This window comes from Nocardia sp. Root136 (assembly GCF_001427185.1).
In the GTDB taxonomy this organism is placed as follows: Bacteria; Actinomycetota; Actinomycetes; order Mycobacteriales; family Mycobacteriaceae; genus Nocardia; species Nocardia salmonicida.
In genome coordinates this window covers 2279914-2304290 of sequence record NZ_LMFE01000001.1, presented here as the reverse complement: position 1 = coordinate 2304290, position 24377 = coordinate 2279914, and the positions used below count along the sequence as shown (strand labels likewise).

Here is a 24377-nt window from a genome sequence, read left to right as displayed (position 1 = left end):
ACAGGGGCGCCCACCCGTGGGCGTGTGAGCAGCCTGCTGCCTGATTTCCCGTGGGACACCATCGCGGCGGTCAAGCAGAAGGCGTCCACCCATCCGGGCGGACTCGTCGACCTGTCCGTGGGGACACCGGTGGACCCGGTCGATCCGCTGATCCGGGCGGCACTGGGTTCGGTGGCGGCTGTTCCCGGTTATCCGACCACGCACGGCACCCCTGAGCTTCGTTCCGCCGTCGTGGCCGCGTTCGCGCGCAGGTTCGGCGTCACCGGCGTCGACCCGGCGGCGGTGCTGCCGGTGCTCGGCACGAAGGAGCTCATCGCCGGGCTGCCTCGGCTGCTCGGCATCGGTTCCGCCGATCTGGTGGTGATCCCCGAGATCGCCTACCCGACCTACGAGGTCGGCGTGCTGCTGGCGGGCGCGAAGCCTTGGCGCGCAGACGGTCTCACCCAGATCGGCCCGCAGAACCCGGCGCTGATCTTCGTGAACTCACCCTCGAACCCCACCGGCAAGGTGCTGCCCGTCGAGCACCTGCGCAAGGTGGTGGCGTTCGCTCGCGAGCGCGGCGCGATCGTCGCCTCCGACGAGTGCTACCTGGGCCTGACCTGGGAGGGCGAGGCCGTATCGATCCTCGACCCGCGCGTCTGCGACGGCGACCACACCGGCCTGCTGGCCATCCACTCCCTGTCGAAGACCTCGAACCTGGCCAGCTACCGCGCCGGTTTCATCGCCGGTGATCCGGAACTGGTGGCCGAACTGCTCGAGGTGCGCAAGCACTCCGGCATGATCATGCCGTTCCCGATCCAGGCCGCGATGACCGCCGCGCTCAGCGACGACGTGCACGAGGTCGAGCAGCGCGAGCGTTACCGCGCCCGCCGCGAAATCCTGCGAAACGCCTTGCTGCAGGCGGGTTTCCGCATCGACTTCTCCGAAGCCGGGCTGTACCTGTGGGCCACCCGCGGCGAACCCTGCCGCGTGACCCTCGACTGGCTCGCCGAACGCGGAATCCTCGCCGCCCCCGGCGATTTCTACGGTCCCCGTTCGCCCGAGCACGTGCGTATCGCCCTCACCGCCACCGACGAGCGCATCGCCGAAGCGGCCGCCCGCCTGTCCTGAACGCGATCTCGGCGCGCTTGCCGATATCGTGTGGAGCACAAGGGGACAGGATCGAGGGGACAACGGATGCACGGGGTGGAGTTCGGCGCCGGCACGGTCTTCGCGGGGTATCGGATCGACCGGTTGCTCGGCCGGGGCGGGATGGGCACCGTGTATCTCGCGGCGCATCCGCGCCTGCCGCGGCAGGTAGCGCTGAAATTGCTCGATCGCGAACTGTATTCCGACAACGAGGTACGCGGCCGGTTCGAGCGCGAGGCCGATGTGTCCGCCCATCTCGATCATCCCGGCATCGTGTCGGTGCTCGACCGCGGTATCGAAGACGGCCTGATGTGGATCTCCATGCAGTACGTCGACGGCCGCGACGCCTCGGCGTTCCGCGGGGAGCCGTTGGCCCCGGCGCGGGCGGTCGGCATCATCGCCCGGACCGCCGAAGCCCTCGACTACGCCCACGATCGCGGCGTGCTGCACCGAGATGTGAAGCCCGCCAATATCTTGCTCGGCCCCAGCCGTTCCGGCGACCGCGTGCTGCTCACCGACTTCGGCATCGCCCGACTCCGCGGCGATGCCCGCCAACTCACCCGCACCGGAGCTTTCCTCGCGACCCTGGCCTACGCGTCCCCCGAACAACTCTCGGGTGAACCGGTCGATCACCGCTCCGACCAGTACTCGCTCGGCTGTACGTTGTTCACCCTGCTCACCGGCGAAAGTCCCTTTCCCGCCGACAATCCCGGCGCGGTGGTCGCCGCCCACCTGACCAAGCCGGTACCTCGCGCGTCCGCGGTGGTCGGGGATCTGCCGCCCGGAATCGACGCGGTCATCGCCAGGGCCATGGCGAAGGTGCCGGACGAAAGATTCGACAGCTGCGAGGAATTCGCGCGCGCGGCGACAGCGGCCTTGGGCGGTGCGGGTTCCGTGTCGCAGGGCATAGGCGGTTCCCCGTCGCCCCGTACTGGGGAACCAACCCGTATGGCGACTAGGTCGGCAGGTTCGGCCGGGGCGTTTTTCGGTCGTGAACACCTGCCGACGAATACTGGCGAGAGTTCGCTGAACCCGACCTTGGTGAGTTCGCCGTCGTATCCCGTTCCGCGGCCGGCCACAGTGCACGGTGGTGGAAGGGAAGCAGTTGGCGCCGTGGCGATTCCGCGTCCCGAGAATGCGCCAGCAGGTGCCCGTGGGGTCGGGCAGCACGCTGAATCGTCCGGGCGACCACCGCAGCGGGCGGTTTCGTCGCGGTGGCGGGCGCTCGCGGTGAGTCTGATCGTGCTCGCGCTGGTCGCCGGGGTCGGCGTCATCGGCGTCGGTGCGATCTACTGGAAGTTCGTGCGGCCCAACCGAGTTCCACCGCCGCCTACCTGGGGCGCACATGGTTCGGTGGCGTCGGGGTTCACCGGCTTGATCCCGTCGGGGCCCACCGGGCGCGGCTGGCGCGCGGCGAATTGCTCGGCGACCCCGTCACTGGTCGTGCTGCCGGGTGACCCGGCGCCGCTGCGACAGATCAGCTGCACCGATTCCGACGGGCTCATCGCCTGGTACACCGAGTACCCCGAGGCCGCCGATGTCGACGCTTATCTCCTGCGGCACACCATCGAGGACAGCACGCGCGAACTGCACCACACCAGCCTCGCCGCCTACCGGCCACGCGACCCCGCCGCGCCGTTCACGCTCGCGGCCAGGGAGCGCGGCAATGTGTTCAGCGCGAACTCGGTGGTGGAGGTGTCGTGGCCGGGTCACTCCTTCGAGGAGACCCGCGACAACTGGTGGCAGCAAGCACCCTTCTGATCAGTACGCCCCAGCCAGGCGAAGGATCAGCGCGGGAAGGGCGTCGAGCACATCGGCGGACTGGTCGGCCGGTGCGCCGTAGGTGTGCGCGGCGACCGAGAAGCCGGGCCCGAAGGACGCGGAAGCCACCTCGGGAGCGCCCACATCCGACCATCCCCACTTGCTGCCCTGCACGCCGGGGAGCTGGGCGGTACCCCAGTTCTGGGGAGTGCCGTCGGCGGCGGTATTGCTCGCACCCGCCATCCACTCGAAGATCGGCGAACCGGCGTCGGTGCGCTGCTTGGCGGCCAGGAATTCGGTGATGTCGGCGGTGCTGGTGCTCGACCGGCCCCAGTCGGCGGTGCCGTGCGTCGCGCGCAATCCGTATTCGCCCGCGGTCGCTTCGATCGCTTGCGGATATTTGTCGGCGAGTCGGGTGGCGGCGCCGTCGTCGGAGTCACGGATCATCCGTTCCGACAGCGCGCGGTCCTCCGGCGAGCCGTCGCCGTGGCGCAGCGCGTAATCGGCGATGTAGAGCTTGGACATCGACAGCGCCGCCCGCGATTCGTGCTCGTTGGCTGTGCCCCAGGCGAATCCGCCCGGCATCCGCAGCGACATCGCGGTTCGCGGCGGCACCGTCGACGGGTCCTCGTCCGCGCGGGCGGCGGGCGCGGCCACCATGAGGCCGACGGCGACCGCCGCCGCGCACCATGTCACTGTTCGAATGCTCACGAACGTCCTCCGATTCCGCGCGACGGCGTTGCGATCGTGGGGAATGAAACCCGAACGCCGCAGGTCGGCGTGGGAGGCGCGCGGTACGACCGATCAGATCAGGGGCTTGCCGCGCCGGTGGCGGCGGCGCATGTCGACGAGGGTGACATTGAAGGGGAAGTTGCGGAGGGGGCGCGGCAGGCGGCCCGTCACATTGCCGGTGGTGCGCATCAGGCGGTTGAGTTTGCGCTCGTCGGCAGGGCTCCACGACAGGCCGAGTTCGTCTCGGAGGTGTTGGGGGAGCAGGCCGGTGGTGAACCAGCGGTGGAAGCGGGCGAAGGGCGGGCGCAGGATCGGGTGCAGCATCTTCAGGTCGAGCAGGTCGTCGAAGTAGGCCTTGACCGTGGCGTCGACGCTGGTGAGCTTCAGATGCTCGGACCAGTAGGCATCGAAGGCGGCGCGGTCGGCGGGCCACATCTCGCGGGGCACCTGGAGGGTGGTGCCGAGGTAGTGGGCGTAGTCGTAGAAAGTGTCGGCGATGACATCGTCGACGGGGCCGTAGAGACGATCCATCACGTCGACCGAGCCCCAGTACAGACACGCGGCCACCCACAGCTGCAGGTTCTTGTCGAAGGCGTTGTACTTCACGGGGCTGTCGGCGGTGGAGTGGACTTGGCGGTGCGCGCCGTTGACGGCGGTGCGGTAGGCCGCGCGGTCGGCGTCGGTGCCCATCAGCGCGACCGACAGGTAGGTGAGCGTGGTTCGAGTGCGCTTGATCGGGTGCCTCATGATGCTGCCGCTGTGCACCGTCGATTCGGCGACGCCGTGGCCCACGGGTGCCAGGCTGAGCTGCATGATCACATTGGCGGTCGCGCCGTAGAAGGCAGCGGAGCCGTCGACGTAGTCGCGGATGTCGAATTGTGCCGGTTCGGATTGCTGCGAACGCGAGCGCGACTGGATGGTCATCGTTGACCCCGTTTTCGTCGAAGAGAGCGTGAGAGAATTATACGTTGAATCTCGCATCATGTCACCGGGGTGTCAACGACAGCGGCGGCGGCACGCACGGAACCTCGTCGCGTTAGCGTTGACGGATGCCCTATGGTCCGCCGCTGCTGCTCGCTTCGTTGAATCCGGCCGCCGTCGCCGCCGGGGATGACATTCCCGACGCCGTCACCATCGATGATGCCACCGTGTCGCGCAGTGATCTGCTGGGTTCGGCAACATCGGTGGCGGAACGGATCGCTCGTGCCGACCGCGTCGCGGTGCTGGCCGAACCGACCCTGCGCACCGTGATCGCCGTGGTCGGTTGCCTGATCGCCGGTGTCACCGTGGTTCCGGTGCCGCCGGACTCCGGCGTCGCCGAGCGCGAGCACATTCTGCGTGATTCGGGTGCGCAAGCCTGGCTGGGTCCGGCCCCGGAGGGCACGGATCTGCCGGTGGTGCCGGTGCGGCTGCACGCGCGGTCGTGGCATACCTATCCCGAACCCGATCCGGCGGCGACCGCCTTCATCCTCTACACCTCGGGAACCACCGGGGCGCCCAAGGGTGTGATGCTCAGCCGTGGTGCGATCGCCGCCGGGCTCGACGCGCTGGCCGAGGCGTGGGCATGGACGTGGAAAGACACACTGGTGCACGGGCTTCCGCTGTTCCACGTGCACGGGCTGATCCTCGGGCTGCTCGGGCCGTTGCGCATCGGTAGTCCCGTGATCCACACCGGCAAGCCGACGCCCGAGGCGTACGCGGCGGCGGGCGGCAGTCTGTACTTCGGCGTGCCGACGGTGTGGTCGCGCGTGGTCGAGAAGCCTGAACTGGCCAAGGAATTGGGGAAGGCGCGGCTGCTCGTCTCGGGCAGTGCGCCGCTGCCGGTGCCGGTGTTCGAGAAGCTGGCCGAACTCACCGGGCAGGCGCCGGTGGAGCGGTACGGGATGAGCGAAACCATGATCACGCTGTCCACCCGGGCCGACGGTGAGCGCAGGCCCGGCTGGGTCGGCACACCGGTGCGAGGGGTGGAAACGAGGCTGCGGGACGAAGGCGGCGAGCCCGTTCCGCATGACGGTGCGAGCATCGGTGGCCTGCAGGTTCGTGGACCGATGCTGTTCGACGGCTATCTGAATCGGCCGGAGGCCACCGCGCGGGACTGGACCGAGGACGGCTGGTTCCGCACCGGTGACGTGGCTGTCATCGATGCCGCCGGGTTCCATCGGATCGTCGGGCGCGAGTCGATCGATCTCATCAAATCCGGCGGCTACCGGATCGGCGCGGGGGAGATCGAGACCGCGCTGCTCGGGCATCCGGCGGTCGGCGAGGTCGCCGTGGTCGGGCTGCCCGATGACGATCTCGGGCAGCGGATCGTGGCCTTCGTCGTCGCGCGTGACGGGAGTTCCGACGCGCTCGGTGTCGAGCTGACCGCCTATGTGGGCGAACAGCTTTCGGCGCACAAGCGCCCGCGTGAGGTCCGCTTCGTCGACGCGCTCCCGCGCAACGCGATGGGCAAGGTGCAGAAGAAGCTGCTGGACTGAGATTCACTCGGTCCGTTCGGTGCTCCCGCGAGCGCTCATTCGCCGGATCGGTCCGATCAACGCGTGGTAGATCGGCCGAACAACGCGTCCCGGCAGGTAGCGATGCCGCTCCTCCTCCCAGACCCGCGCCCTGCGGTGTGCCGCGAGCGGTGACCACTTGTCCGGGTCGATGGGCTGCGAAGTGTGGAATTCGATGCGGCACAGGTGTTTCGTGTTGACGAATCCGTACTGACCGGGACTCACCAGCCGAATCGGAGCGCCGTGATCGCTGGTGAGCGGCTGCCCGTCGAGTCGGTCGGCGATGAGCACATCATCGGCCAGCGCGTCCTCGAGCAACGCGATCGACTGGAACCCGTCGAGACCTTCGAAAACGACGTGACTGATCGAAATGCCCGGCGCGAGAATCGGTTCGACGCGCGTGCGGTAGAACGCCGCGAACGGGATGCCCTCCCAGCGCAGGTCGGTAGCAGACCACCCGGCCACGCAGTGGAAGTCGGCTTTCACCTCCACGCGCGGTAGCTGGGCGAGGTCGGTCATGGCGAGAGCGAACGGTTGGGTCAGCTCGCCACCGACCTCGATCACCGGGTTCGCGGGAATCGGCGGCGGTGGGTGATGCAGGTGGGTGCCGAAGCGGGGGAAGCCGTCGATCGCGCGTTGACCAGGGGGAAGTGTCATGCCGAACCTCCAGTTATACGGTGCCGTATAACTGGCAGCGTAGCGCGTGGACGGCGCGAGGTCGAGCGGCGGTGCGCGGCGATCCCTTGACCTCGACAGCGCTCGAGGTTTTAGCGTCGAGGCATGAGCACAACGCTGACACCGGACCACCTCGCCTACCTGTCGACCCAGCAGCTCGGGCGGTTGGCGACGGTCCGCCCAGACGGCACCCCGCAGAACAACCCGGTCGGCTTCCGCTACAACGCCGAACTCGGCACGATCGACATCGCGGGCTGGAACATGGCCGCCTCCAAGAAGTTCCGCAATCTCGCCGACAACGCCCAGGTGGCCTTCGTCGTCGACGACATCGCCTCGGTGCGGCCGTGGCGGGTGCGCTGCCTCGAGATCCGGGGCACCGCCGAGGCGCTGACCGGCGTCGAGTCCTATATCGGTGATCAGCCCGACGCGCTCATCCGGATCCACCCCGAGCGGATCATCGCCTTCGGCCTCATTCCGGAATCCGCACAGCGCTGAGCTTTTCGGGGTTGCGCATGGAGTAGATCGCGGTGACCCGGCCATCGGTGACCTCGATGGAGGTCACCTGGTCGAGTACGCCGTCGACGGTCGCCAGGATCGTGGGCATCGCGTTGTAGATGCCGAGGTGCGCGCCCAGGACGCCGAGTCGCTGCCCCTTGGCGAGCAAGCCGATGACGAGCCTGGCCACCTTGTCCTGGCCGCGTACCGGCCTGCGTACCGCGTTCACCACGCCGCCGCCGTCACCGAGGAACACCACCTCGGGAGCGAGCACGTCCATCAGTGCTTGCACATTGCCGGTGGCGGCCGCGATCGAGAACTTCTCCACCACAGACTGGGCCTCGGCGGGAGTGGCGACGGCGGTGTGGCGTGCGGCGTGCACCCGATTGCGGGCGCGTTGGTTCAGTTGCCGCACAGCGGCTTCGGATTTGTCCACCGCCGCCGCGATCTCCGGATAGTCGAACGCGAACACCTCGCGCAGCACGAACACCGCCCGCTGCACCGGCGTGAGCGTTTCCAGCACGAGCAGCATCGCGGTGGTCACCGCCTCGCCGGTGAGCACGTGCTCGACCCCGCCGTCGGCCTCGGTGGCCAGTGGTTCGGGCAGCCACGGGCCGATGTAGTCCTCACGCCTGCGCGCGGTGGACCGCAGCACTCCGAGCGCCTGCCGCGTGACGATCTGCGCGAGGTAGGCGCGCGGGTTCTCGATCAGCGCGAGGTCGACCTCGCGCCAGCGCAGGTAGCTGTCGTGCAGGACGTCCTCGGTGTCGACGACCGAGCCGAGGATCTCGTAGGCGATCGAGAACAGCAGCCGCCGGTTCTCGGTGAAGGTGTCGACGTGTGCCTGGATCACCGTTTCGGGCCGCTGAGCCACACGCTGTTGCCGGTGCGCGAGGCGTAGGCGGCATAGCGGCTGATGCGTTCCTTGGTGAACGAGGCGAGGGATCCGCCGAGGTACAACCGCCGGGCGATGTCGTTGCGGTCGGTCGCCTGCACCAGCCCGTCATGCCTGCCCAGGCTCATTCCCTGGCCGCTGTAGCCCAGCGAAAACGGCCGCGGCTCCCGTCCTTTGCTCATCCTGGCCAGCGTATCGGCCGCGTGTGCGCCCTGGGGAGCGGCAGTGGCGCAGGCCATGCGCATGCCGGGCACAGCCGCGCAGTCGCCGACGACGAAGACGCGAGGATCGGTGACGCTGCGCAGGTCGGCGTCCACCAGGGCGCGGCCGTCGATGTCCACCGCGAGTCCGCTGCGAGCGGCCAGTTGGGGTACCGCGGAGATGATCGCCCAGAGGGTGAGATCGGAATCGAGTTCGGTGCCCGAACGCAGGCGCAGGGTCGTCGCATCGATCTCGGCGACCCGATCGGCCACGATCTCCACGTTCAATCGGGTCAGCGTGTTCCGGATATGCCGCTGCGCGCCGACGGAGAGCCAGTCGGCGACCGTGTCGCTCACCAGTCGTACGCGCAGGTCGGGACGGGCTTCGGCGATCTCGGCCGTGGTCTCGATCCCGGTCAGCCCACCACCGATCACCGTGACGATCCCGCCGGCGGGCAGCGCCGCGAGCGCGATGCGCGCCTGTTCGGCGCCTTCCCACGTACCGACCGCGATCGCGCCGGGCAGTGGGTTCGCGATGCTGCCCGCCGCGAGGATCGCGTGGTCGAAGTTCAGGCTCCGGCCGTTGTCGAGGGCGACAGTGCCGTCGCCGATCTTGTCCACGCTCGCGGTCTCGACCGCGATCGCTCCCCTGAGCATCTCGGCGAGCGGTCGGGCCGCGGCGCCGCTGCCCGCGATCTGCTCGTGCAACCGCACCCGCTCGATGAAGTCGCCCCGCGGATTGACCACAGTGATCCGCGCGTCGGGAACCTTCTTGTTCAGTCGATTCGCCGCGACAGTCCCTGCGTAGCCCGCTCCGATAACCACGATGTCCATCTGTGCCTCCTGCCATGGGAACTGAGGTGTTCGACCATGGGATGCGGGCAGGCGCTTGTTTGTGACGGTGATCCCCACCACAGCGGAAAGGCCCCGTACTCCGCAGAAGTACGAGGCCTTTCCCTATCGCGATGTCAGATCAGGGCTGACCGGTCGCGAAGGCGATCACGGCATCCAGGAATTCCTGGCCGCCCATCAGGTAGCCGCCGATGACCATTCCGGCCGGGATGGTGAACAGCCACAGGAACGGGAAGAACGCGCCGATGACGCCGCCGATGACGACGCCGGGCAGGTTCTTGTTGACCTGCTCGACGAGCCGGTCGTAGGAGCTGATGTCCTTCAGTTCCGCGATGTCGCTCAGCTTCGCGGAATCCTCGGGCGTCATGGTGGAGGTCAGCTTGACGGTGCGGCCGTCCTCGCTGATCTGCGGGTTCACGGCGATCGGCAGGCCGGCGACCTCGGAGCGCAGCGGCGCCTGGTCGACGATCACGCCGTCGGCGGTCTCGAGCAGCACCGAGGCGCCGTCGGCGGAGACCGCGAACTTGCCGTTGTCGACTGCCCAGGTGACGGTCTTGTCCGCCGGGGACACCGTGGTCTGGTAGTTGATTCCGTGCGTCACGCCAGAAGTCACGCCCCCCGAAGCCACTACAGCGGGCTGTTCGGTGGCCACCGCGGGCGCACCGTTGGCAGTGGCAGCGGTAATCCCCACCGCGGCGACCGCCATGAAAACAGCAGTAGTGATCTTTCCGAACTTCATTCTTGAATCCCTCCGCTTTTTCGCTGTCCTGATCGGAGCAGCGAAACGAAGATTAGCGCGCGAATTCGCTTGTCGCACATTTGGGTTCATCTTCATGAAACCGCAATATTTGCTGAATTGTGACTGGTGAGAAGAATTGCCGGGCCGTTCGGCCCGGCAATTCGACCGGTCAATCGTTGGCGTGCAATGCGGCGTTCAGTTCCACGCCGGTGCCCTTGCGCCCGACGACCTCGACGGCGCCGGTGGTGGAATTGCGGCGGAACAGCAGGTTGTCCTGACCGGACAGGCTCGCGGCCTTGACGACGGTGCCGTCGGGTCCGGTGACCTTGGTGCCCGCGGTGACGTAGAGGCCCGCCTCGATCACGCAGTCGTTGCCGAGGGAGATGCCCACGCCCGCGTTCGCGCCGAGCAGCGAACGCTCGCCGACCGAGATGACCTGGGTGCCGCCGCCGGACAGGGTGCCCATGATGGAAGCGCCGCCGCCCACATCGGAACCGTCGCCGACCACGACACCCGCCGAGATGCGACCTTCGACCATCGAGTTACCGAGGGTGCCCGCGTTGAAGTTGACGAAGCCCTCGTGCATGACGGTGGTGCCCGCGGCGAGGTGCGCACCGAGGCGGACCCGGTCGGCGTCACCGATGCGCACGCCGGAGGGGATCACGTAGTCGACCAGGCGGGGGAACTTGTCGACGCTGAGCACCGTCACCGGGCCGCGGGCGCGCAGCTTCAGGCGGGTCTGCTCGAAGCCCTCGACCGCGCACGGGCCGTGGTTGGTCCACACGACATTGCTGAGCAGGCCGAACTGGCCGTCGAGGTTCAGGCCGTGCGGCTGGACCAGGCGGTGCGAGAGCAGGTGCAGGCGCAGGTAGACCTCGTGCGCGTCGACCGGGGCGGCCGACAGATCCGCGATGGTGGTGCGCACCGCGATCACCTCGACCCCACGCGCCGCGTCCACGCCGAGGAGTTCGGCGAACTCGGGCACCTCGGCGGCGTCGAGGCGCTGGGAGCCGGTCTCGGTGAACTCGCCCAGCGCGGGGCTGGGGTACCAGGTATCGAGGACGGTTCCGTCCGAGGTCACATTGGCGATACCGACTGCAGTTGCTCCCTGAATACTCACGGAGGCTATTTTGCCCGTTCCGGCCGGTGCGGTGTGCCGCGGGCCCTGTGCGTTGGACCACGCGGTCGGCTTCGCCCGGATCCGCGGATCGAGGGCTCGGGCGTACTACTGTCGAGATGTGACTCTCGATTTGCGTGCCGATCCCATCCAGTTGACCGCCGCCCTCGTCGACGTGCCGAGTGTGTCGCGCGACGAGGCCAAGATCGCGGACCTGGTCGAGCAGGCGATTCGGGAGCAGACCACCGGGTTCGAAGTGCTCCGGCACGGCAATGTGGTGCTGGCGCGCACACAGCGCGGATTGCCCACACGGGTAATTCTGGCGGGCCACCTCGATACGGTGCCGATCGCGAACAATGTGCCGAGCCGACCGGATCGAGTCGACGGCGAAGCGGTGCTGTTCGGTTGTGGCACAGTCGATATGAAATCCGGCGACGCGGTATTCCTACATCTGGCCGCCACGATCGCCGACCCCGCCCATGATTTGACGCTGATCTTCTACGACGGCGAGGAGATCGCCGCGGAGTTCAACGGACTCGGACATATCGAGCGCGAATTGCCGGAATGGCTCGAAGGCGACTTGGCGATTCTCGGTGAACCGTCGGCGGGTTGGATCGAGGCGGGGTGTCAGGGCACCTTGCGGGTGCGCTTGACCACCTCGGGTGTGCGAGCGCATTCCGCACGGGCATGGCTGGGGGAGAACGCGATTCACGGTCTCGCTCCGGTGCTGGCGCGGTTGTCGGCCTACGAGGCGCGCGAGGTCGATATCGACGGTTGTGTGTACCGCGAGGGTCTGTCGGCCGTGCGGGTCTCGGGCGGGGTCGCGGGCAATGTGGTGCCCGATGTCGCCGAGGTGGATGTGAACTTCCGTTTCGCCCCCGACCGCACCGTCGAGCAGGCCGTGGCGCATGTCCACGAGGTCTTCGACGGACTCGACGTCGCCTTCGAGGTCACCGATTCCTCCCCGGGCGCCCTGCCCGGCCTGACCGCCCCCGCCGCCCGCACCCTCATCGACTCCGTCAACGCCCACGGTGGCGGCGGCGTGCGCGCCAAGTACGGCTGGACCGACGTGTCCCGCTTCGCCGCCCGTGGCATCCCCGCCGTGAACTTCGGCCCCGGCGACCCCAACCTCGCCCACAAGCGCGACGAGCACGTCCCGCTCAGCCAGATCACCGCCGTCACCGCGATGCTGCGCACCTACCTGTCCAAGGCGTAGGCCGAGGCGGCTGTCGAAGTTCGCGCTCACCAACCGTTGGTGAACAGGGCGGCCAGGCCGGGGACCGGGTTCGACGCGTTGGTGGTGTTGGCTACCGCGACGACGACCATGATCAGCGCGAGCAGTGCCGAGAGGGTGCCGAACCACGCGAGGACGCGGCGGGAGCGCCGGTCGGGGGACCGGACGGATGTGCGCCACAGAAGTGCGCACGCCCCGAGCAGGAGAACGGCTGTGACGGCGGCGAGTGCGGCCATCGCCACGTGGTAGCGAGCGAATTCGTCGATCATCACCTCCAGCGGGGGTACCCGGGTGCCGTCGGCCAACCGGCGGTCGACCTGGGTGATGACCTCGGTCGGGGCGGAGTCCTCGCCCAGCAGCATCGGCAACAGCGACGCGAAGGGCGTCACCGCGCCCTGCACATTGGCCAGTACCAGCACGAGCGAGCACAGCGCGAGCACGGCGGCCAGGCCACCGGACACCGCGAGACCGACCCGTGTGCCCAGCGCGGCCTGGCCCGCCGCCATGAACGCCCGCCAGAGCTTCACGGTGAGCGTGACGAGCACAGCCAGCAGAATCGCGGCGAGTACCGCTTTGACGAGGTGGTAGCGGTACCAGTAGTCGACCACCTTCGCCAGGTCGGCGGTGAACTCCCGGTTCCCGGCCTGCCAATACTCGACGAAGGCCGTGCGGAACGCTCGTCGGAGATCGTTCTCGTCGCTGAAGCCGGCCTCGACGCTGTTCGCCAGCAGGCGTGGAGCGACAACGAACGCGGCGCTCAGCGCACCGGTCATGGCGACGAGTACGACGAGCACGCGACCGGAATGTGCCGCGGCGGCAGGGGACACAGGAAATCCTTCGGCTCGATCGAGGACGCGGATGGCCGTGGCCCGGCCGATCTAGAAGTGCGCGCCCGTGACCGGAATCCAACACAGTAGGTTGGGGTCATGTCTACCGATTCCGCTGATGAACAGGTTGGGAAGGTCAAACCGAAGTTCCGTGGTCCGGTGATGTTCCGCCGGGAGCGCAAGCCCGGTGTGCGGACCGCCGACCGGAACCTGCTCGATACGCGGCAGGACAGCGACTGGGTGCACACCGATCCGTGGCGGGTACTGCGGATCCAGGCCGAGTTCGTCGAGGGTTTCGGCGCGCTCGCGGAGATCCCGCCCGCGGTGACGGTATTCGGCTCGGCGCGTACGGGTCCCGACCACCCCGAGTACGTGGCGGGCCGGGAGATCGGCGCGGCGCTCAGTCGGGCGGGCTTCGCGGTGATCACCGGCGGCGGGCCCGGCGCGATGGAAGCGGCCAACCGCGGTTGCTCGGAAGGGGGCGGCTACTCGATCGGGCTCGGGATCGAGCTGCCGTTCGAGCAGGGGCTCAACGAGTGGGTGGATCTGGGGATCAACTTCCGGTACTTCTTCGTCCGCAAGACGATGTTCGTGAAGTACTCCCAGGCCTTCGTCTGCCTGCCCGGCGGTTTCGGGACCCTGGACGAGCTGTTCGAGGCGCTCACCCTGGTGCAGACCCGCAAGATCACCCGCTTCCCGATCATTCTGTTCGGCACCGCCTACTGGTCCGGCCTCGTCGACTGGCTGCGCAGCTCCCTGGCGGGTTCGGGCAAGATCTCGCCCGAGGATCTCGACCTGATCCAGCTCACCGACAGCGTCGACGAGGTCGTGCGGATCATCCAGGGCGAAACCGGCGACCACGCGAACATCGAGCGTCTCGGTACCGAGGATCAATGGTGAGCTATTCCGTCTGTGTCTACTGCTCCGCCAGCACCACCGATCCCGACCTGATCAGCCTCGCCGCGCGCGTCGGCACCGAGATCGCGCGTCGCGGTTGGCAATTGGTCTCCGGTGGTGGCCACGTGTCGATGATGGGCGCGGTCGCCACCGCGGCCAGGGCCGGTGGCGCGCACACCATCGGCGTGATCCCGAAACATCTGGTGCACAAGGAAGTCGCCGATGTCGACGCCGACGAACTGCTCGTCACCGACACGATGCGCCAGCGCAAGCAGCTGATGGAAGCGCGCGCGGACGCGTTCCTCACCCTGCCGGGCGGCATCGGGACCCTCGAGGAACTGTTCGAGACCTGGACCGGCGGCTACCTCGGTGAACACACCAAACCCGTTGTCCTGCTGAATGCGAACGGCTTCTACGACGGCCTGTTCCACTGGATCGACGAACTGTCCGAGCGCACCATTGTGCCGAGGGCAGCACGTGACCGACTCATCGTGGCCACCGACCTGCCCACCGCGTTCGCCGCGCTGGAACCGGCCGCGCCCGCACAGTAGGAGAGATCGACGTGAGCAATGACGCGCGCGACACGGTAAGCGTGTTCGACCTGGCCAAAGCCCTGCCCGCCATGGTGCTCGACGCCCCCGGCATGCTGCGCAACGCGCGCGGAATGCTGGTGGGGCCCAAGGACAAAGCCTCCATCGGGCTGTATTTCCAGCGGGTCGCACACCGCAGGCCCGACCGGGTGTTCCTGCGTTTCGAAGGTCGTTCCTACACCTACCGCGCCGCCAACAGCGAGGTGAACCGTTACGCCGCAGTGCTGTCCGCGCGCGGGGTGACGCGCGGCGACGTGGTCGGCGTACTGATGACCAACCGGCCCGAAACCCTGTTCACGGTGCTGGCCGTGCTCAAACTCGGCGCCACGGTGGGGCTGCTCAACTACAACCAGCGAGATCAGGTGCTGGCACACAGTATCGGGCTGCTCGGCAGCGTGCTCAATGTCGTCGGCGCGGAATGTGCCGAGGCGCTGGATTCGCTGCCCGACCCGGCGGAGAACGTGCTCACCGCCGAGGAACTGGCCGAGTCGGCCCGCACCGCGACCGATTCCGACCCCGCCACGTGCGCGCGGGTCCGGGCCGGGGAACGGGCGTTCCTCATCTTCACCTCCGGCACCACCGGGCTGCCCAAGGCCAGCGTGATGACCCATCAGCGCTGGACCAAGAGCATGTCCGGGCTCGGCGGGCTCGGCGTCCGGTTGCGTGCCGACGACGCCCTGTACTGCTGCCTGCCGCTCTATCACAACAACGCGCTCACGGTCGCGCTGTCGGCCGTGCTCGCGGGCGAATCCACCTATGTGCTCAGCCGCAAGTTCTCGGCGTCGGGGTTCTGGGACGAGATCGCGCGCGAGCGGGCCACCGCGTTCATCTACATCGGCGAGCTGTGCCGCTACCTGATCAACCAGCCGGTGCGGTCCGGCGAGCAGGGCAACCGGGTCCGGCTGGCCGTCGGCAACGGGTTGCGGCCCGAACTGTGGGACGAGTTCCGTCGCCGGTTCGGGATCGGCCGGGTGGTCGAGTTCTACGGGTCGAGCGAGGCGCCGCTGGCGTTCGTCAACGCGTTCGGCGTCGACCGGACCGCCGGACTGTGCCCGCTGCCGTACGCGGTCGTCGAGTACGACGACGAGACCGGCCACGCGCGGCGCGGTCGCGATGGGAAGCTGCGCCGGGTGCGGTCCGGCGGGGTGGGGCTGCTGCTGGCGAAGGTGAACAACCGGCAGCCGTTCGACGGCTACACCGACAAGAAGGCGTCGGAATCCAAGCTGGTGCGCGACGGCTTCAAGAAGGGCGACTGCTGGTTCGACACCGGCGACCTCGTCCGCGATCAGCACTTCTGGCATATCGCGTTCGTCGACCGGCTCGGCGACACCTTCCGGTGGAAGGGCGAGAACGTGGCGACCACGGAGGTCGAGGGCGCCCTCGGGCACGACGAGCGCGTCGATCAGGCCGTTGTCTACGGCGTCGATATTCCCGGCACCGACGGAAAAGCGGGTATGGCGGCGATCACGCTGGCCGACGACGCCTCGTTCGACGGGAAGGCCCTGGCCGCGACCGCCTACCAGCGACTGCCTTTATACGCGGTCCCGCTGTACGTGCGCGTGGTCGCCGAACTGGAGCAGACCTCGACATTCAAGAGCCGGAAGGTGGAATTGCGTAAGCAGGGATACGCACCCGACGCGGACGGTCAGCTGTATGTGCTGTCCGGTCCGACAGATGGCTACATCCCGGCTTACGACGGATACGCCGATGACGTCGCCGCCGGTCGAGCCCCGCGCTAGCAAGGTAACGTCTGATTTCGCATGAACATCGGTAACTCGTCGGGTACGCCCGGACCCCGACCAGAGAACGAACCGCCTGCCCGGAGCACAAGCAGTCGCGGTCCCGAGTCGTCGGCGGAAATCCCGGGGAGGCGCGACGCGCACACCTTCTGTGGGCGCGAGGTGGCCACGGATCGCGCGTTGGTGATGGCGATCGTGAATCGCACGCCGGACTCGTTCTACGACCGTGGCGCCACCTTCAGCGACGAGGCCGCGATGGAACGCGTCTCGCGCGCGGTCGACGAGGGCGCCGATCTGGTCGACATCGGCGGGGTGAAGGCGGGGCCGGGAGTCACCGTCGACGCGGCCGAGGAGGCGCAGCGGGTGGTGCCGTTCGTCGCGGCGATCCGGGCGAAGTATCCGGACCTGTTGATCAGTGTGGATACCTGGCGAGGTGACGTCGCGCGGGCCGCTGTCGCCGTGGGTGCCGACCTGATCAACGACACCTGGGCCGGCGCCGACCCCGATCTCGTGCACGTCGCCGCCGAAACGGGCGCGGGCATCGTGTGCAGCCACACCGGCGGCGCCGTGCCGCGCACCCGTCCGCATCGTGTTCGCTACGCCGATGTGGTGGCCGAGGTGACCGCCACCGTCGTCGCCGCGGCCGAGAATGCCGCGGCGGCGGGCGTGCGAGCCGATGGCATCGTGATCGATCCCACTCATGATTTCGGCAAAAACACCTATCACGGGCTCGAGTTGTTGCGCGGAATCGACGGTCTTGTAAATACCGGATGGCCAGTGCTGATGGCACTGAGCAACAAGGATTTTATCGGGGAGACTCTAGGGGTAGGTCTTACCGAAAGGGTCGAGGGCACACTGGCGGCAACCGCATGGTCGGCCGCCGCGGGCGCTCGGATCTTCCGGGTTCACGAAGTCGCCGAAACCCGACGGGTCGTGGACATGATCGCCGCGATCCAGGGCATCCGGCCCCCCGCACGAACTCTGCGAGGTCTGGCATGAAAATCCAACACCGCGAGCCCGCCTGGGCCACTACCCACACATGGGACACCCCTGAATGGACGGTCGGCGAGCTCGTCGCCGCCAAGGAGGGCCGCACCGTATCGGTGGTGCTGCCCGCGCTGAACGAACAGGACACCGTCGCCGGGGTCGTGGCCAGTATCCGGCCGCTGCTCGGCACGCTCGTCGACGAACTGATCGTGCTGGACTCCGGGTCCACTGACGCCACCGCCGAACGCGCACGCGCGGCGGGCGCCGAGGTGATCTCACGTGAGGAAGCCGTTCCCGAACTCGAACCGGTCCCCGGTAAGGGCGAGGTGCTGTGGCGGTCGCTGGCGGTCACCACGGGCGATCTGATCGCCTTCGTCGACTCCGACCTGATCGACCCCGACCCCGACTTCGTGCCCAAGCTCCTCGGCCCGCTGCTGATGATGCAGGGCACGCACCTGTCCAAGGCCTATTACCGCCGCCCGCTGCGTCAGGGCGAGTCCGTCGACGCGAACGGCGGCGGGCGGGTCACCGAACTCGTCGCCCGTCCGCTGCTGGCCGCCCTTCGCCCCGAACTGGTGCAGGTGCTCCAGCCGCTCGGCGGCGAATACGCGGGCACCCGCGAACTCCTCACCGCGGTCCCGTTCGCTCCCGGCTACGGCGTGGAGATCGGCCTGCTCCTCGACACCTACGACCACATGGGCATGGACGCCATCACCCAGGTGAACCTGGGCGTACGCACCCACCGCAACCGCCCGCTGTCCGACCTGGGCGTGATGAGCCGCCAGATCCTCGGCACCGCTCTGCGCCGCAGCGGAGTCCCCGACTCGGGCGCTCCGCTGACCCAGTTCCCGTTGATCGAAGGCGAATTCATCGCCCATTCCACCGCGGTCTCGCTCGAAGACCGACCGCCGATGAAAACCCTTCGGCCCGAACAAGTCGCGGCATAGTCGTCCACATCGGGCGCCGCCTCGGTCAGTGGACCGGAGCGGCGCCCGATGTGTCAGTTCCGCCGTCGGGTGCTGAGCGCGACGGCGGTGACCAGCACTGCCAGCAGGATCACCGCCAGCAGCACCTGCGGGTGCAGGCCGATGATCGTGGTGTCGGCGAACTCGGGATCGTGAACAGCGGTGCCGGGGAACAGCATCGCCGCCAGCAGGCCGAGCCACGGCGTAGCCAGGATCGCGCAGGCCGTCCACAGGCGCGAGCGGGTGCCGCCATCGCGCCGCAGCAGCAATGTCAGCGCCAGCACGCCGAGCAGGATTGACATGACGATGTACTGGGCGTCGTGAAGTTTCGCGTGCGGCGGCCAGGCGTCGTTGCGCAGGTGCTGAGCAGCGCCCGCGGGGATGACGAAATCAGCGAGCAGAGCACCGAATACGGTGATGACCGCGACGAGTACGGCGAGAGCGCGCGGGGCGGACAGGGTTTTCGTCATGTCACGGGGTTCCTTGCCGGCGCGGGTTTCGAGGTGCGGTCGCGCAGGAAGTCGTCGAGGACCTCGCGCACGTAGTCGAGGTCGAAGGTTCGATTGGCGACGAGCCGCCGGAAGAACAAGGGACCGTGCAGCTGATCGACCGCGAGGTCGATATCGAGTTCGGCGGAGAGTTCCCCGCGGGTGACGGCCTCGGTCAGCGTCGTGCGCACCGTCCGGGTTCCCGACCGGTACAGCGACTCCTTCACCTCCGCGAATTTCGCGTCGACAGCGGCCCTTTCGATCATCACCCGCATGCCCTGCTCGGTTGCCGGTTCGTGCAGCATCGCGCGCGTGGCAGTCAGCGCGGTCAGCAGATCGGCTCGCAGATCCCCGGTCGGCTGTGGCTGCGCGAGAGTGATATGGCGGGTCAACGTGGCGCGGACGAGATCGGTGGGCTCCGGCCAGAGCCGGTACAGCGTGGCTCGGCTGATCCCGCTGCGCGCCGCGACGGCCCCATGCGTCAGCCCGGCCAATCCCTGCTCTATCAACAGCTCTCGCGCCGATACGAGCGCGGCATCACGGCTGCGCACCGTCCGCGGATCGGGTGGTCGCACGAAACATTCCCTTCGGACAATCTGTTTCATAACTTCGATACAAACTGTATCGAAGTTATGAACGAATGAACAGATGTCCGGGGGAGTAAGTACCGAGCGGGACCTAGTCCGGGCGGCGGTGGATCGGGCCGTCCAGCTCTGCCAGAGGTCGGGCTGTGGCGCTTCCTCGGGTGGCGAGGATTTGGGCGAGGATGGAGATGGCGGTTTCTTCGGGGGTGTGGGCGGCGAGGTCGAGGCCGAGGGGGCTTCGGACGCGGGCGATGTCGGAGTCGAGGAGTCCGGTTTCGCGAAGACGGGCGGCGCGGTCGGCGTGAGCTCTGCGGGAACCGAGAGCGCCGATGAACGCTATCGCCGGGAGGTCGAGGGCGGTGGCCAGGAGGGGGACGTCGAACTTGGGGTCGTGGGTGAGGACGCAGAGGACGGTGCGGTCGTCGATGCGGCCCGCGAGCTGTTCGGCCTCGAGGTAGCGGTGCGGCCAATCGATCACCACCTCGTCGGCTGCCGGGAAACGGGCTGGGGTGGTGAAGGTTTCGCGGGCGTCTACGACGGTGACGTGGTAGCCGAGGTTCGCCGCGGCGACGGTCATGGCGCGGGTGTAGTCGTTGGCGCCTGCCAGGATCATTCGGGCGGGGGAGCGGAAGACCTGGACGAAGGTGCGGGGGCGTTCGGCCTGGGCGGGGGTGCAGTCCTGGGCGCCGATGAGTCCGTTGTGGCCCGCGGTGAGGAGGGCGGTGGCGTCGTGGTCGAGGCCGCGCCATGGGGCGGTATCGCCGGGCCGCAGGAGTTTTCGGTCGGGGGTCGACTCGAGGGTGGTGGCGTAGGCGATCGGATGGTGCGCGTCGAGTGCGGAGTGGAGGGCGCGCAGGACGGGGAGATCGTCGCGGTCGAGGCGTTCGACGAAGACTTCGATCTCGCCACCGCACGGTAGGCCGACCGTGAGTTCATCGGCGGCCGCGAACCGCTCGCGGCTCGCCCGGCCGTCGAGCAGAACCTGGCCGGCAGCAGCGAGCACCGCCGACTCGACGCAGCCGCCCGACAGCGAACCGAGCACGCGACCGTCGCCCGTCATCGCCATCGCGGCCCCGGTTTCGCGCGGACCCGCACCGGTTCGGTCGACGATCCTGGCCAGTGCCACGGCCTGATCACCGAGCAGTTCGAGCACCTGTCCGAGGAGATCACGCATCACGCACCGGCCTCTCCACGGTCACCATCGAGGCATTGTGACCGTTCGACCAGCCTAGCTATCGTCGAGCATTTCGCGCGCGGCGAGCAGCTCTCAGTCGAGGATCTCGCGCTGCTGCAGACCCGCGGGAACCGCGCCGGCGTGGAAGAAGTCGCGGAAGATCTCCACCGCGTTGTCGGCGGTGAACACCTCTTCCGGGTAGACGTAGGTGTCCTCGTCGCCGTGCGGAAGGTACACCGTCGGCAGGCCGAGTCGACCCCCGGGCAGCCCGAGGGTGAAGCGCCGGGTGACGTGATCGATGGTCGTGCGCAGTTGCAGAGTCATCGCGTCCGCCGAACCGGCGCAGCCGAGCGCGAGATCGCCGCGCGCCGAACTCACGGTCGTGGTGACCTCGGTGGCGGGCACCGGCTCGGGTAGCACGGTCAGATCGAGTGAGTAGCGCTGATGCCCATCCATCCGGCGCAACGGGCGTAGGAAGCTGTCCACGTCCTCGTGCGGGCCGATGAAGACCTTCAGACGATCGCTGTAGGTCACACGATGGGTGGTGACGATGACGTCGCCGGTGGTCGGCTCCGCGTCGAAGGGCGGAACGGGCCGTGGATGGCCTGCCGCGTGCACGGGCAGAACCCGGCATGCGCTGGCCTCTGGAGACGAGAACATGTGATGCTCACCTACTCACACTCGGTTACTCGCTAGCAATCTAACCATCGCGGGCGACTTGTGATCCATAACAGTACAGTGATGCAGATCACTGAGCACGGCGAGTTTAGTTCAGTCTACGGACGAACCCGGGTCGTAGCCAACTTTGGGTCTGTTTCATGGCGGTAAACCGGGGTGAGCAAATCCGCATCAACGGGTTCGCCGGTGGCGCGGTCGTATCGGACTGCGATGAGGACCGAGAACAAATGGCTGCTCGCACGCTCGTGCAGGGTCGCCAAGCGGGTCGCCAGCAATCGGATCGCACCCAGTGAGCCGGGCGGATGCAGGCCGTCGATCAGCATGATGCTGCCGCGCCGGTCGGGCCGGGGGAGCCGAGCCAGGTAGGCGATGTCGTGCGGTTCGGTGCCGCCGGGCCGGTAGACGCGGCGTGCGGCCCTGTCCTCTATGCCGCGCCGGGTATCGCCCGCTCTGGTGACGGTCCGGCGCAGGCGCGGATCGGCCACCACCAGCTGGCGCAGGCTGGGCGAGAGTTCGGGGCCGCCGAGAATCACCAGCCCGTCGCGATTGAGGTCGATCGGTCGGCCGGGCATGAACGTCTCGACGTTCGCCGCGAAGCCGAGTTGTCGCAGCAGTTCGGCCAGACGCTGCGCGGCCTGTGGGTCCGGTGCGCCCAGGAGTCGGCCGGAGCGGACCTCAGGGGCGAGCACGGTCAAGGTGCCGTGGCCGAAGAACAGTCCTTCGGGAACGGGACCCTGCGTGCTCACCTGGTGAATACGCGCACGCGACAGTCCGGCGGCGGCGCCGATCCGGGCGAACGTCCAGCCGTCGGCATGGAGTTCTCGGATCACGGCTCGCCGGATCCTGGTTAGTTCGTTGATGGTCTGCTGGGCAGCCGCCACCCCGTCGGTGGCTGCTTTGAGTCGCTCGACCTTGTCCTCGATCGCGAAAACTCGTGCCACGTCATCGGCCGACATGTGCGAAGTCTAGACAGCTCGACAGCGTTGTGTGTCTATAACGGTTGACATCGAACTGTCTTGCGACACAACACTCTCGGACGCGGTTTGTCGGCAAATCACACAGAAGCGAGGTCGCCGCCGCAGAGTTCGTTCAGCGCGATCTCGCAGCAAATGCCGACCGTGCGGTGTGTTCGGCGAGCTAAGTCGCGTCGTAGTCGACCGGGGGGCGCTCGTTGCGCTCCAGCGACTTCGGCGGCGGGGGGGCCGACGGAGTGGAAGGCATGCCGCTGCTGGTGCCGAACAGTTGCTTCTTGTCGGGCACCGCGCTCTCCAGATCGCGCAGCACCGAATCGTCACCGCCCAGCAGGTGCTTGGTGACCACGGCCCTCGGGCTCATGCCACGCAGCTCGTTCAGGTCGGCGAGCGGCTTGCGCAGATCGTCGAACTCCGGTCCGAGCTCCTGTTTCAGCTGCGAGGTGGCGCCGCTGGCGTAGTCGCGCGCCTGGCGCAGCGCGCCGGTGGTCCAGCGGACGGCGCCGGGCAGTCGCTCCGGACCGAGGATCACAAGGGCGGCGACGAGCAGGATCATCATCTCGCTCCACCCGATGTTGCTGAACACGGTTCCAGGTTACCCGGCGCGCGCGTCCGCAGGTCAGTCGGATTCGAGGGTGACCGGCACGTCCACCTGCCTGCCATCACGGATCAACTGCACGTTCACCGTTTCGCCGATCTTGCGCGACTGCACGGCGACGACCAGTTCGTCGGGCCCGGTGACCTCGCGGTCGCCGATCTTCACGACCACGTCGCCCTCGACGATGCCTGCCTTGTCGGCGGGGCTGCCCGGCGTCACATCGGCGACGGCGGCACCGCTCATCACCTCGTTGGCGACGGTCTTGGTGCGCGCGCTCAGGCCGATCACCGGGTGGTGCATCTGGCCGTCGCGGATCAGGGTCTGGGTGACGGCGGTCATCACGTCGACCGGGATGGCGAAGCCGAGGCCCACCGAACCGCCGGTCTCACTGCGGATGGCGGTGTTGATACCGATGACGCGGCCCTGCATGTCGACCAGCGCGCCACCGGAGTTACCCGGGTTGATCGCCGCGTCGGTCTGTACGGCGTCGATCACCGCGTTGGTGTCGCTGCCCTCGCCCGCGAGTTTCACGGGCCGGTGCAGGGCGCTGACGATGCCGGAAGTGACGGTCTTGCTCAGGCCGAGTGGCGAACCGACCGCCAGCACGTCGTCGCCGACCTGCACATCGGCGGACTTGCCGAGATTGGCCACCGTCAGGTTCTTGGCCTCGACCTTGAGCACTGCGAGGTCGGTCTTGGGATCGCGCCCGACGATCTGCGCGGGCACCCGGGTGCCGTCGGAGAACTGGACCTGGATGGCGGACCGGTTGGACTTGTCGGTCGCGGCCATCGAGATCACGTGGTTGTTGGTGACGACGTAACCGCCGCCGTCGATCACCACGCCGGAACCGGTCGCGCCGTTGTCGCCGACAGTGGCCCGGATCGAGACCACCGAGGGCAGTACGGCATTGGCGACCGCGGCGATCTGGCTGTGCGGGGTCTCGACACCCGCGCTCTGATCCAGGGTCACCTTGCGTGAGGTGAGGGTGGACGCGGTCTCGGCGGTGACCCGCCCGACCAGCCCGCCCACAACGGCGATGCCGAGGGCCAGCACGGCCAGCATCGCCAGTGCCTTCGGCGCCACCCGCGAACCGAACAGCACCTCGCGAGCGCTCAGCTTGTCCGCGACGGGCAATCGGGCAGGCGGGGGAGTGTCGACGGCGGGCGCACCGAGCCGGGCCGCCGCGTCGGGATCACGCCACGGGTCGACCGGACCCGCGACGACCGTCTTCGGCTCGTCGGCGCCGGGCTCGCGCTGCAACAGCTCCGAGGAGCCCTCGGGCCGGGCGAACGCCTCGGCGAGCACGCCGTCCGGCGGGCGGGCGACGATGCCTTCGTCGGCGCCCTTTCCGGCCATGCGCTGCGGGTCGTGCGGTGCGAACGAACCGGCTTGGCCGTTCGGGCGGCGGAACGCGCGCGCGGTGTGGCTGTCGATGTGCGGCCGGTAGACCGGGCGCGGCCCGAGGCTCGGTGCGTCCGAAGGGCGCAGCGTGCCCCGATTGTCACCCGAATCCGAGTGGTCGGCCGATCCGGAATTCGTCGATTCGCCTGTCACGT

Annotated in this window: 25 protein-coding genes; 10 read left to right on the top strand and 15 right to left on the bottom strand. The window is 68.1% G+C overall.

Annotation, left to right across the window (positions count from 1 at the left end; translation table 11 throughout):
- Positions 1-24: 24 nt before the first annotated feature.
- Together dapC and ASD42_RS35695 are read left to right on the top strand one after the other, a co-directional pair.
- Positions 25-1110: a succinyldiaminopimelate transaminase gene (gene dapC / locus ASD42_RS10670; protein WP_056813447.1), complete on the top strand. Its 1086-nt coding sequence runs from the start codon at positions 25-27 to the stop codon at positions 1108-1110.
- A 75-nt stretch (positions 1111-1185) separates the two neighbouring features.
- Positions 1186-2889 carry a serine/threonine-protein kinase gene (locus ASD42_RS35695; RefSeq protein WP_327152877.1) on the top strand — a complete coding sequence of 568 codons (1704 nt, stop codon included), beginning with the start codon at positions 1186-1188 and terminating at the stop codon, positions 2887-2889.
- On the opposite strand, the gene ASD42_RS10660 is transcribed toward ASD42_RS35695, so the two are convergent.
- Complete coding sequence (locus ASD42_RS10660; RefSeq protein ID WP_235569366.1) at positions 2890-3600, bottom strand: hypothetical protein; 711 nt, start codon at positions 3598-3600, stop codon at positions 2890-2892. It lies immediately after the preceding gene.
- A gap of 93 nt (positions 3601-3693) precedes the next feature.
- Positions 3694-4545: an oxygenase MpaB family protein gene (locus tag ASD42_RS10655; RefSeq protein WP_056813441.1), complete on the bottom strand. Its 852-nt coding sequence runs from the start codon at positions 4543-4545 to the stop codon at positions 3694-3696.
- 125 nt (positions 4546-4670) lie between these two features.
- Here ASD42_RS10655 and ASD42_RS10650 point away from each other — a divergent pair, with 125 nt between their 5' ends.
- Positions 4671-6098 carry an acyl-CoA synthetase gene (locus ASD42_RS10650; protein WP_056813440.1) on the top strand — a complete coding sequence of 476 codons (1428 nt, stop codon included), beginning with the start codon at positions 4671-4673 and terminating at the stop codon, positions 6096-6098.
- A gap of 3 nt (positions 6099-6101) precedes the next feature.
- On the opposite strand, the gene ASD42_RS10645 is transcribed toward ASD42_RS10650, so the two are convergent.
- Positions 6102-6773, bottom strand: a complete 672-nt coding sequence (locus tag ASD42_RS10645) for a molybdopterin-dependent oxidoreductase (protein WP_056813437.1) — start codon at positions 6771-6773, stop codon at positions 6102-6104.
- A 123-nt stretch (positions 6774-6896) separates the two neighbouring features.
- Here ASD42_RS10645 and ASD42_RS10640 point away from each other — a divergent pair, with 123 nt between their 5' ends.
- Positions 6897-7286 (top strand): PPOX class F420-dependent oxidoreductase, encoded by a 390-nt coding sequence (locus ASD42_RS10640; RefSeq protein WP_056813434.1) that lies wholly within the window; start codon positions 6897-6899, stop codon positions 7284-7286.
- Here the strand turns inward: ASD42_RS10640 and sigJ are convergent.
- From sigJ to dapD, 4 genes are all read right to left on the bottom strand, one after another.
- Positions 7261-8139: an RNA polymerase sigma factor SigJ gene (gene sigJ / locus ASD42_RS10635; protein ID WP_082844116.1), complete on the bottom strand. Its 879-nt coding sequence runs from the start codon at positions 8137-8139 to the stop codon at positions 7261-7263. The two genes, ASD42_RS10640 and sigJ, sit on opposite strands and share 26 nt — an antisense overlap.
- Positions 8136-9215, bottom strand: coding sequence for an NAD(P)/FAD-dependent oxidoreductase (locus ASD42_RS10630; protein ID WP_056813431.1), 1080 nt, complete (start codon positions 9213-9215; stop codon positions 8136-8138). Before ASD42_RS10630 ends, sigJ begins: the two co-directional genes overlap by 4 nt.
- 139 nt (positions 9216-9354) lie before the next feature.
- Complete coding sequence (locus ASD42_RS10625) at positions 9355-9972, bottom strand: hypothetical protein (protein ID WP_056813428.1); 618 nt, start codon at positions 9970-9972, stop codon at positions 9355-9357.
- A gap of 169 nt (positions 9973-10141) precedes the next feature.
- The gene (gene dapD / locus ASD42_RS10620) at positions 10142-11092 is read right to left on the bottom strand and encodes a 2,3,4,5-tetrahydropyridine-2,6-dicarboxylate N-succinyltransferase (RefSeq protein ID WP_056813425.1); all 951 of its coding nucleotides are present in this window, start codon (positions 11090-11092) and stop codon (positions 10142-10144) included.
- Positions 11093-11210: 118 nt separating this feature from the next.
- Between dapD and dapE the strand changes: the two genes are divergently transcribed.
- Positions 11211-12305, top strand: a complete 1095-nt coding sequence (gene dapE, locus ASD42_RS10615) for a succinyl-diaminopimelate desuccinylase (RefSeq protein WP_056813422.1) — start codon at positions 11211-11213, stop codon at positions 12303-12305.
- A gap of 26 nt (positions 12306-12331) precedes the next feature.
- Here dapE and ASD42_RS10610 read toward each other — a convergent pair whose 3' ends face one another.
- A complete protein-coding gene (locus ASD42_RS10610; RefSeq protein ID WP_200950398.1) occupies positions 12332-13150 on the bottom strand; it encodes a hypothetical protein in 819 nt (272 codons plus the stop codon).
- A gap of 99 nt (positions 13151-13249) precedes the next feature.
- Here ASD42_RS10610 and ASD42_RS10605 point away from each other — a divergent pair, with 99 nt between their 5' ends.
- The 5 genes from ASD42_RS10605 to ASD42_RS10585 are packed head-to-tail and all read left to right on the top strand — an operon-like array spanning position 13250 to position 18310.
- Entirely contained in the window at positions 13250-14050 is an 801-nt protein-coding gene (locus ASD42_RS10605) for a TIGR00730 family Rossman fold protein (RefSeq protein WP_056813420.1), read from the top strand.
- Entirely contained in the window at positions 14044-14598 is a 555-nt protein-coding gene (locus ASD42_RS10600) for a TIGR00730 family Rossman fold protein (RefSeq protein ID WP_056813417.1), read from the top strand. Before ASD42_RS10605 ends, ASD42_RS10600 begins: the two co-directional genes overlap by 7 nt.
- Before the next feature lie 11 nt (positions 14599-14609).
- Positions 14610-16376, top strand: coding sequence for a long-chain-acyl-CoA synthetase (locus tag ASD42_RS10595; RefSeq protein ID WP_056813415.1), 1767 nt, complete (start codon positions 14610-14612; stop codon positions 16374-16376).
- A gap of 21 nt (positions 16377-16397) precedes the next feature.
- The gene (gene folP, locus ASD42_RS10590; protein WP_174552001.1) at positions 16398-17375 is read left to right on the top strand and encodes a dihydropteroate synthase; all 978 of its coding nucleotides are present in this window, start codon (positions 16398-16400) and stop codon (positions 17373-17375) included.
- Positions 17372-18310 (top strand): glucosyl-3-phosphoglycerate synthase, encoded by a 939-nt coding sequence (locus ASD42_RS10585; RefSeq protein ID WP_056813411.1) that lies wholly within the window; start codon positions 17372-17374, stop codon positions 18308-18310. Before folP ends, ASD42_RS10585 begins: the two co-directional genes overlap by 4 nt.
- A 53-nt stretch (positions 18311-18363) precedes the next feature.
- Here ASD42_RS10585 and ASD42_RS10580 read toward each other — a convergent pair whose 3' ends face one another.
- The 7 genes from ASD42_RS10580 to ASD42_RS10550 all read right to left on the bottom strand — a co-directional run bounded on the left by ASD42_RS10580 (position 18364) and on the right by ASD42_RS10550 (position 24375).
- On the bottom strand, positions 18364-18798 hold the full coding sequence (locus tag ASD42_RS10580; RefSeq protein ID WP_056813408.1) for a DUF6640 family protein: 435 nt from the start codon (positions 18796-18798) through the stop codon (positions 18364-18366).
- Positions 18795-19391 (bottom strand): TetR/AcrR family transcriptional regulator, encoded by a 597-nt coding sequence (locus ASD42_RS10575; RefSeq protein WP_056813405.1) that lies wholly within the window; start codon positions 19389-19391, stop codon positions 18795-18797. The genes ASD42_RS10580 and ASD42_RS10575 overlap by 4 nt, the downstream gene beginning before the upstream one ends.
- Positions 19392-19494: 103 nt before the next feature.
- Positions 19495-20574, bottom strand: a complete 1080-nt coding sequence (locus ASD42_RS10570) for an XdhC family protein (RefSeq protein ID WP_056813402.1) — start codon at positions 20572-20574, stop codon at positions 19495-19497.
- A gap of 93 nt (positions 20575-20667) precedes the next feature.
- Positions 20668-21234 carry a hypothetical protein gene (locus tag ASD42_RS10565; RefSeq protein ID WP_131816777.1) on the bottom strand — a complete coding sequence of 189 codons (567 nt, stop codon included), beginning with the start codon at positions 21232-21234 and terminating at the stop codon, positions 20668-20670.
- A 116-nt stretch (positions 21235-21350) separates the two neighbouring features.
- Positions 21351-22208, bottom strand: a complete 858-nt coding sequence (locus tag ASD42_RS10560; RefSeq protein WP_056813397.1) for a hypothetical protein — start codon at positions 22206-22208, stop codon at positions 21351-21353.
- 181 nt (positions 22209-22389) lie between these two features.
- Positions 22390-22809 (bottom strand): Sec-independent protein translocase protein TatB, encoded by a 420-nt coding sequence (tatB, locus tag ASD42_RS10555; protein WP_056813396.1) that lies wholly within the window; start codon positions 22807-22809, stop codon positions 22390-22392.
- Positions 22810-22842: 33 nt separating this feature from the next.
- A complete protein-coding gene (locus ASD42_RS10550) occupies positions 22843-24375 on the bottom strand; it encodes a S1C family serine protease (protein ID WP_056813393.1) in 1533 nt (510 codons plus the stop codon).
- Positions 24376-24377: the final 2 nt, after the last annotated feature.

What these genes read in the sequence shown, in the direction of transcription:
- ASD42_RS10655 (WP_056813441.1), bottom strand. Translation starts at nt 4,545, where the DNA reads ATGACCATCCAGTCGCGCTCGCGTTCGCAGCAATCCGAACCGGCACAA.
- ASD42_RS10650 (WP_056813440.1), top strand. Translation starts at nt 4,671, where the DNA reads ATGCCCTATGGTCCGCCGCTGCTGCTCGCTTCGTTGAATCCGGCCGCC.
- folP (WP_174552001.1), top strand. Translation starts at nt 16,398, where the DNA reads ATGAACATCGGTAACTCGTCGGGTACGCCCGGACCCCGACCAGAGAAC.
- ASD42_RS10640 (WP_056813434.1), top strand. Translation starts at nt 6,897, where the DNA reads ATGAGCACAACGCTGACACCGGACCACCTCGCCTACCTGTCGACCCAG.
- ASD42_RS10560 (WP_056813397.1), bottom strand. Translation starts at nt 22,208, where the DNA reads ATGTCGGCCGATGACGTGGCACGAGTTTTCGCGATCGAGGACAAGGTC.
- ASD42_RS10570 (WP_056813402.1), bottom strand. Translation starts at nt 20,574, where the DNA reads ATGCGTGATCTCCTCGGACAGGTGCTCGAACTGCTCGGTGATCAGGCC.
- ASD42_RS10625 (WP_056813428.1), bottom strand. Translation starts at nt 9,972, where the DNA reads ATGAAGTTCGGAAAGATCACTACTGCTGTTTTCATGGCGGTCGCCGCG.
- ASD42_RS10630 (WP_056813431.1), bottom strand. Translation starts at nt 9,215, where the DNA reads ATGGACATCGTGGTTATCGGAGCGGGCTACGCAGGGACTGTCGCGGCG.
- ASD42_RS10565 (WP_131816777.1), bottom strand. Translation starts at nt 21,234, where the DNA reads ATGTTCTCGTCTCCAGAGGCCAGCGCATGCCGGGTTCTGCCCGTGCAC.
- ASD42_RS10645 (WP_056813437.1), bottom strand. Translation starts at nt 6,773, where the DNA reads ATGACACTTCCCCCTGGTCAACGCGCGATCGACGGCTTCCCCCGCTTC.
- ASD42_RS10580 (WP_056813408.1), bottom strand. Translation starts at nt 18,798, where the DNA reads ATGACGAAAACCCTGTCCGCCCCGCGCGCTCTCGCCGTACTCGTCGCG.
- ASD42_RS10605 (WP_056813420.1), top strand. Translation starts at nt 13,250, where the DNA reads ATGTCTACCGATTCCGCTGATGAACAGGTTGGGAAGGTCAAACCGAAG.
- ASD42_RS10585 (WP_056813411.1), top strand. Translation starts at nt 17,372, where the DNA reads ATGAAAATCCAACACCGCGAGCCCGCCTGGGCCACTACCCACACATGG.
- ASD42_RS10600 (WP_056813417.1), top strand. Translation starts at nt 14,044, where the DNA reads ATGGTGAGCTATTCCGTCTGTGTCTACTGCTCCGCCAGCACCACCGAT.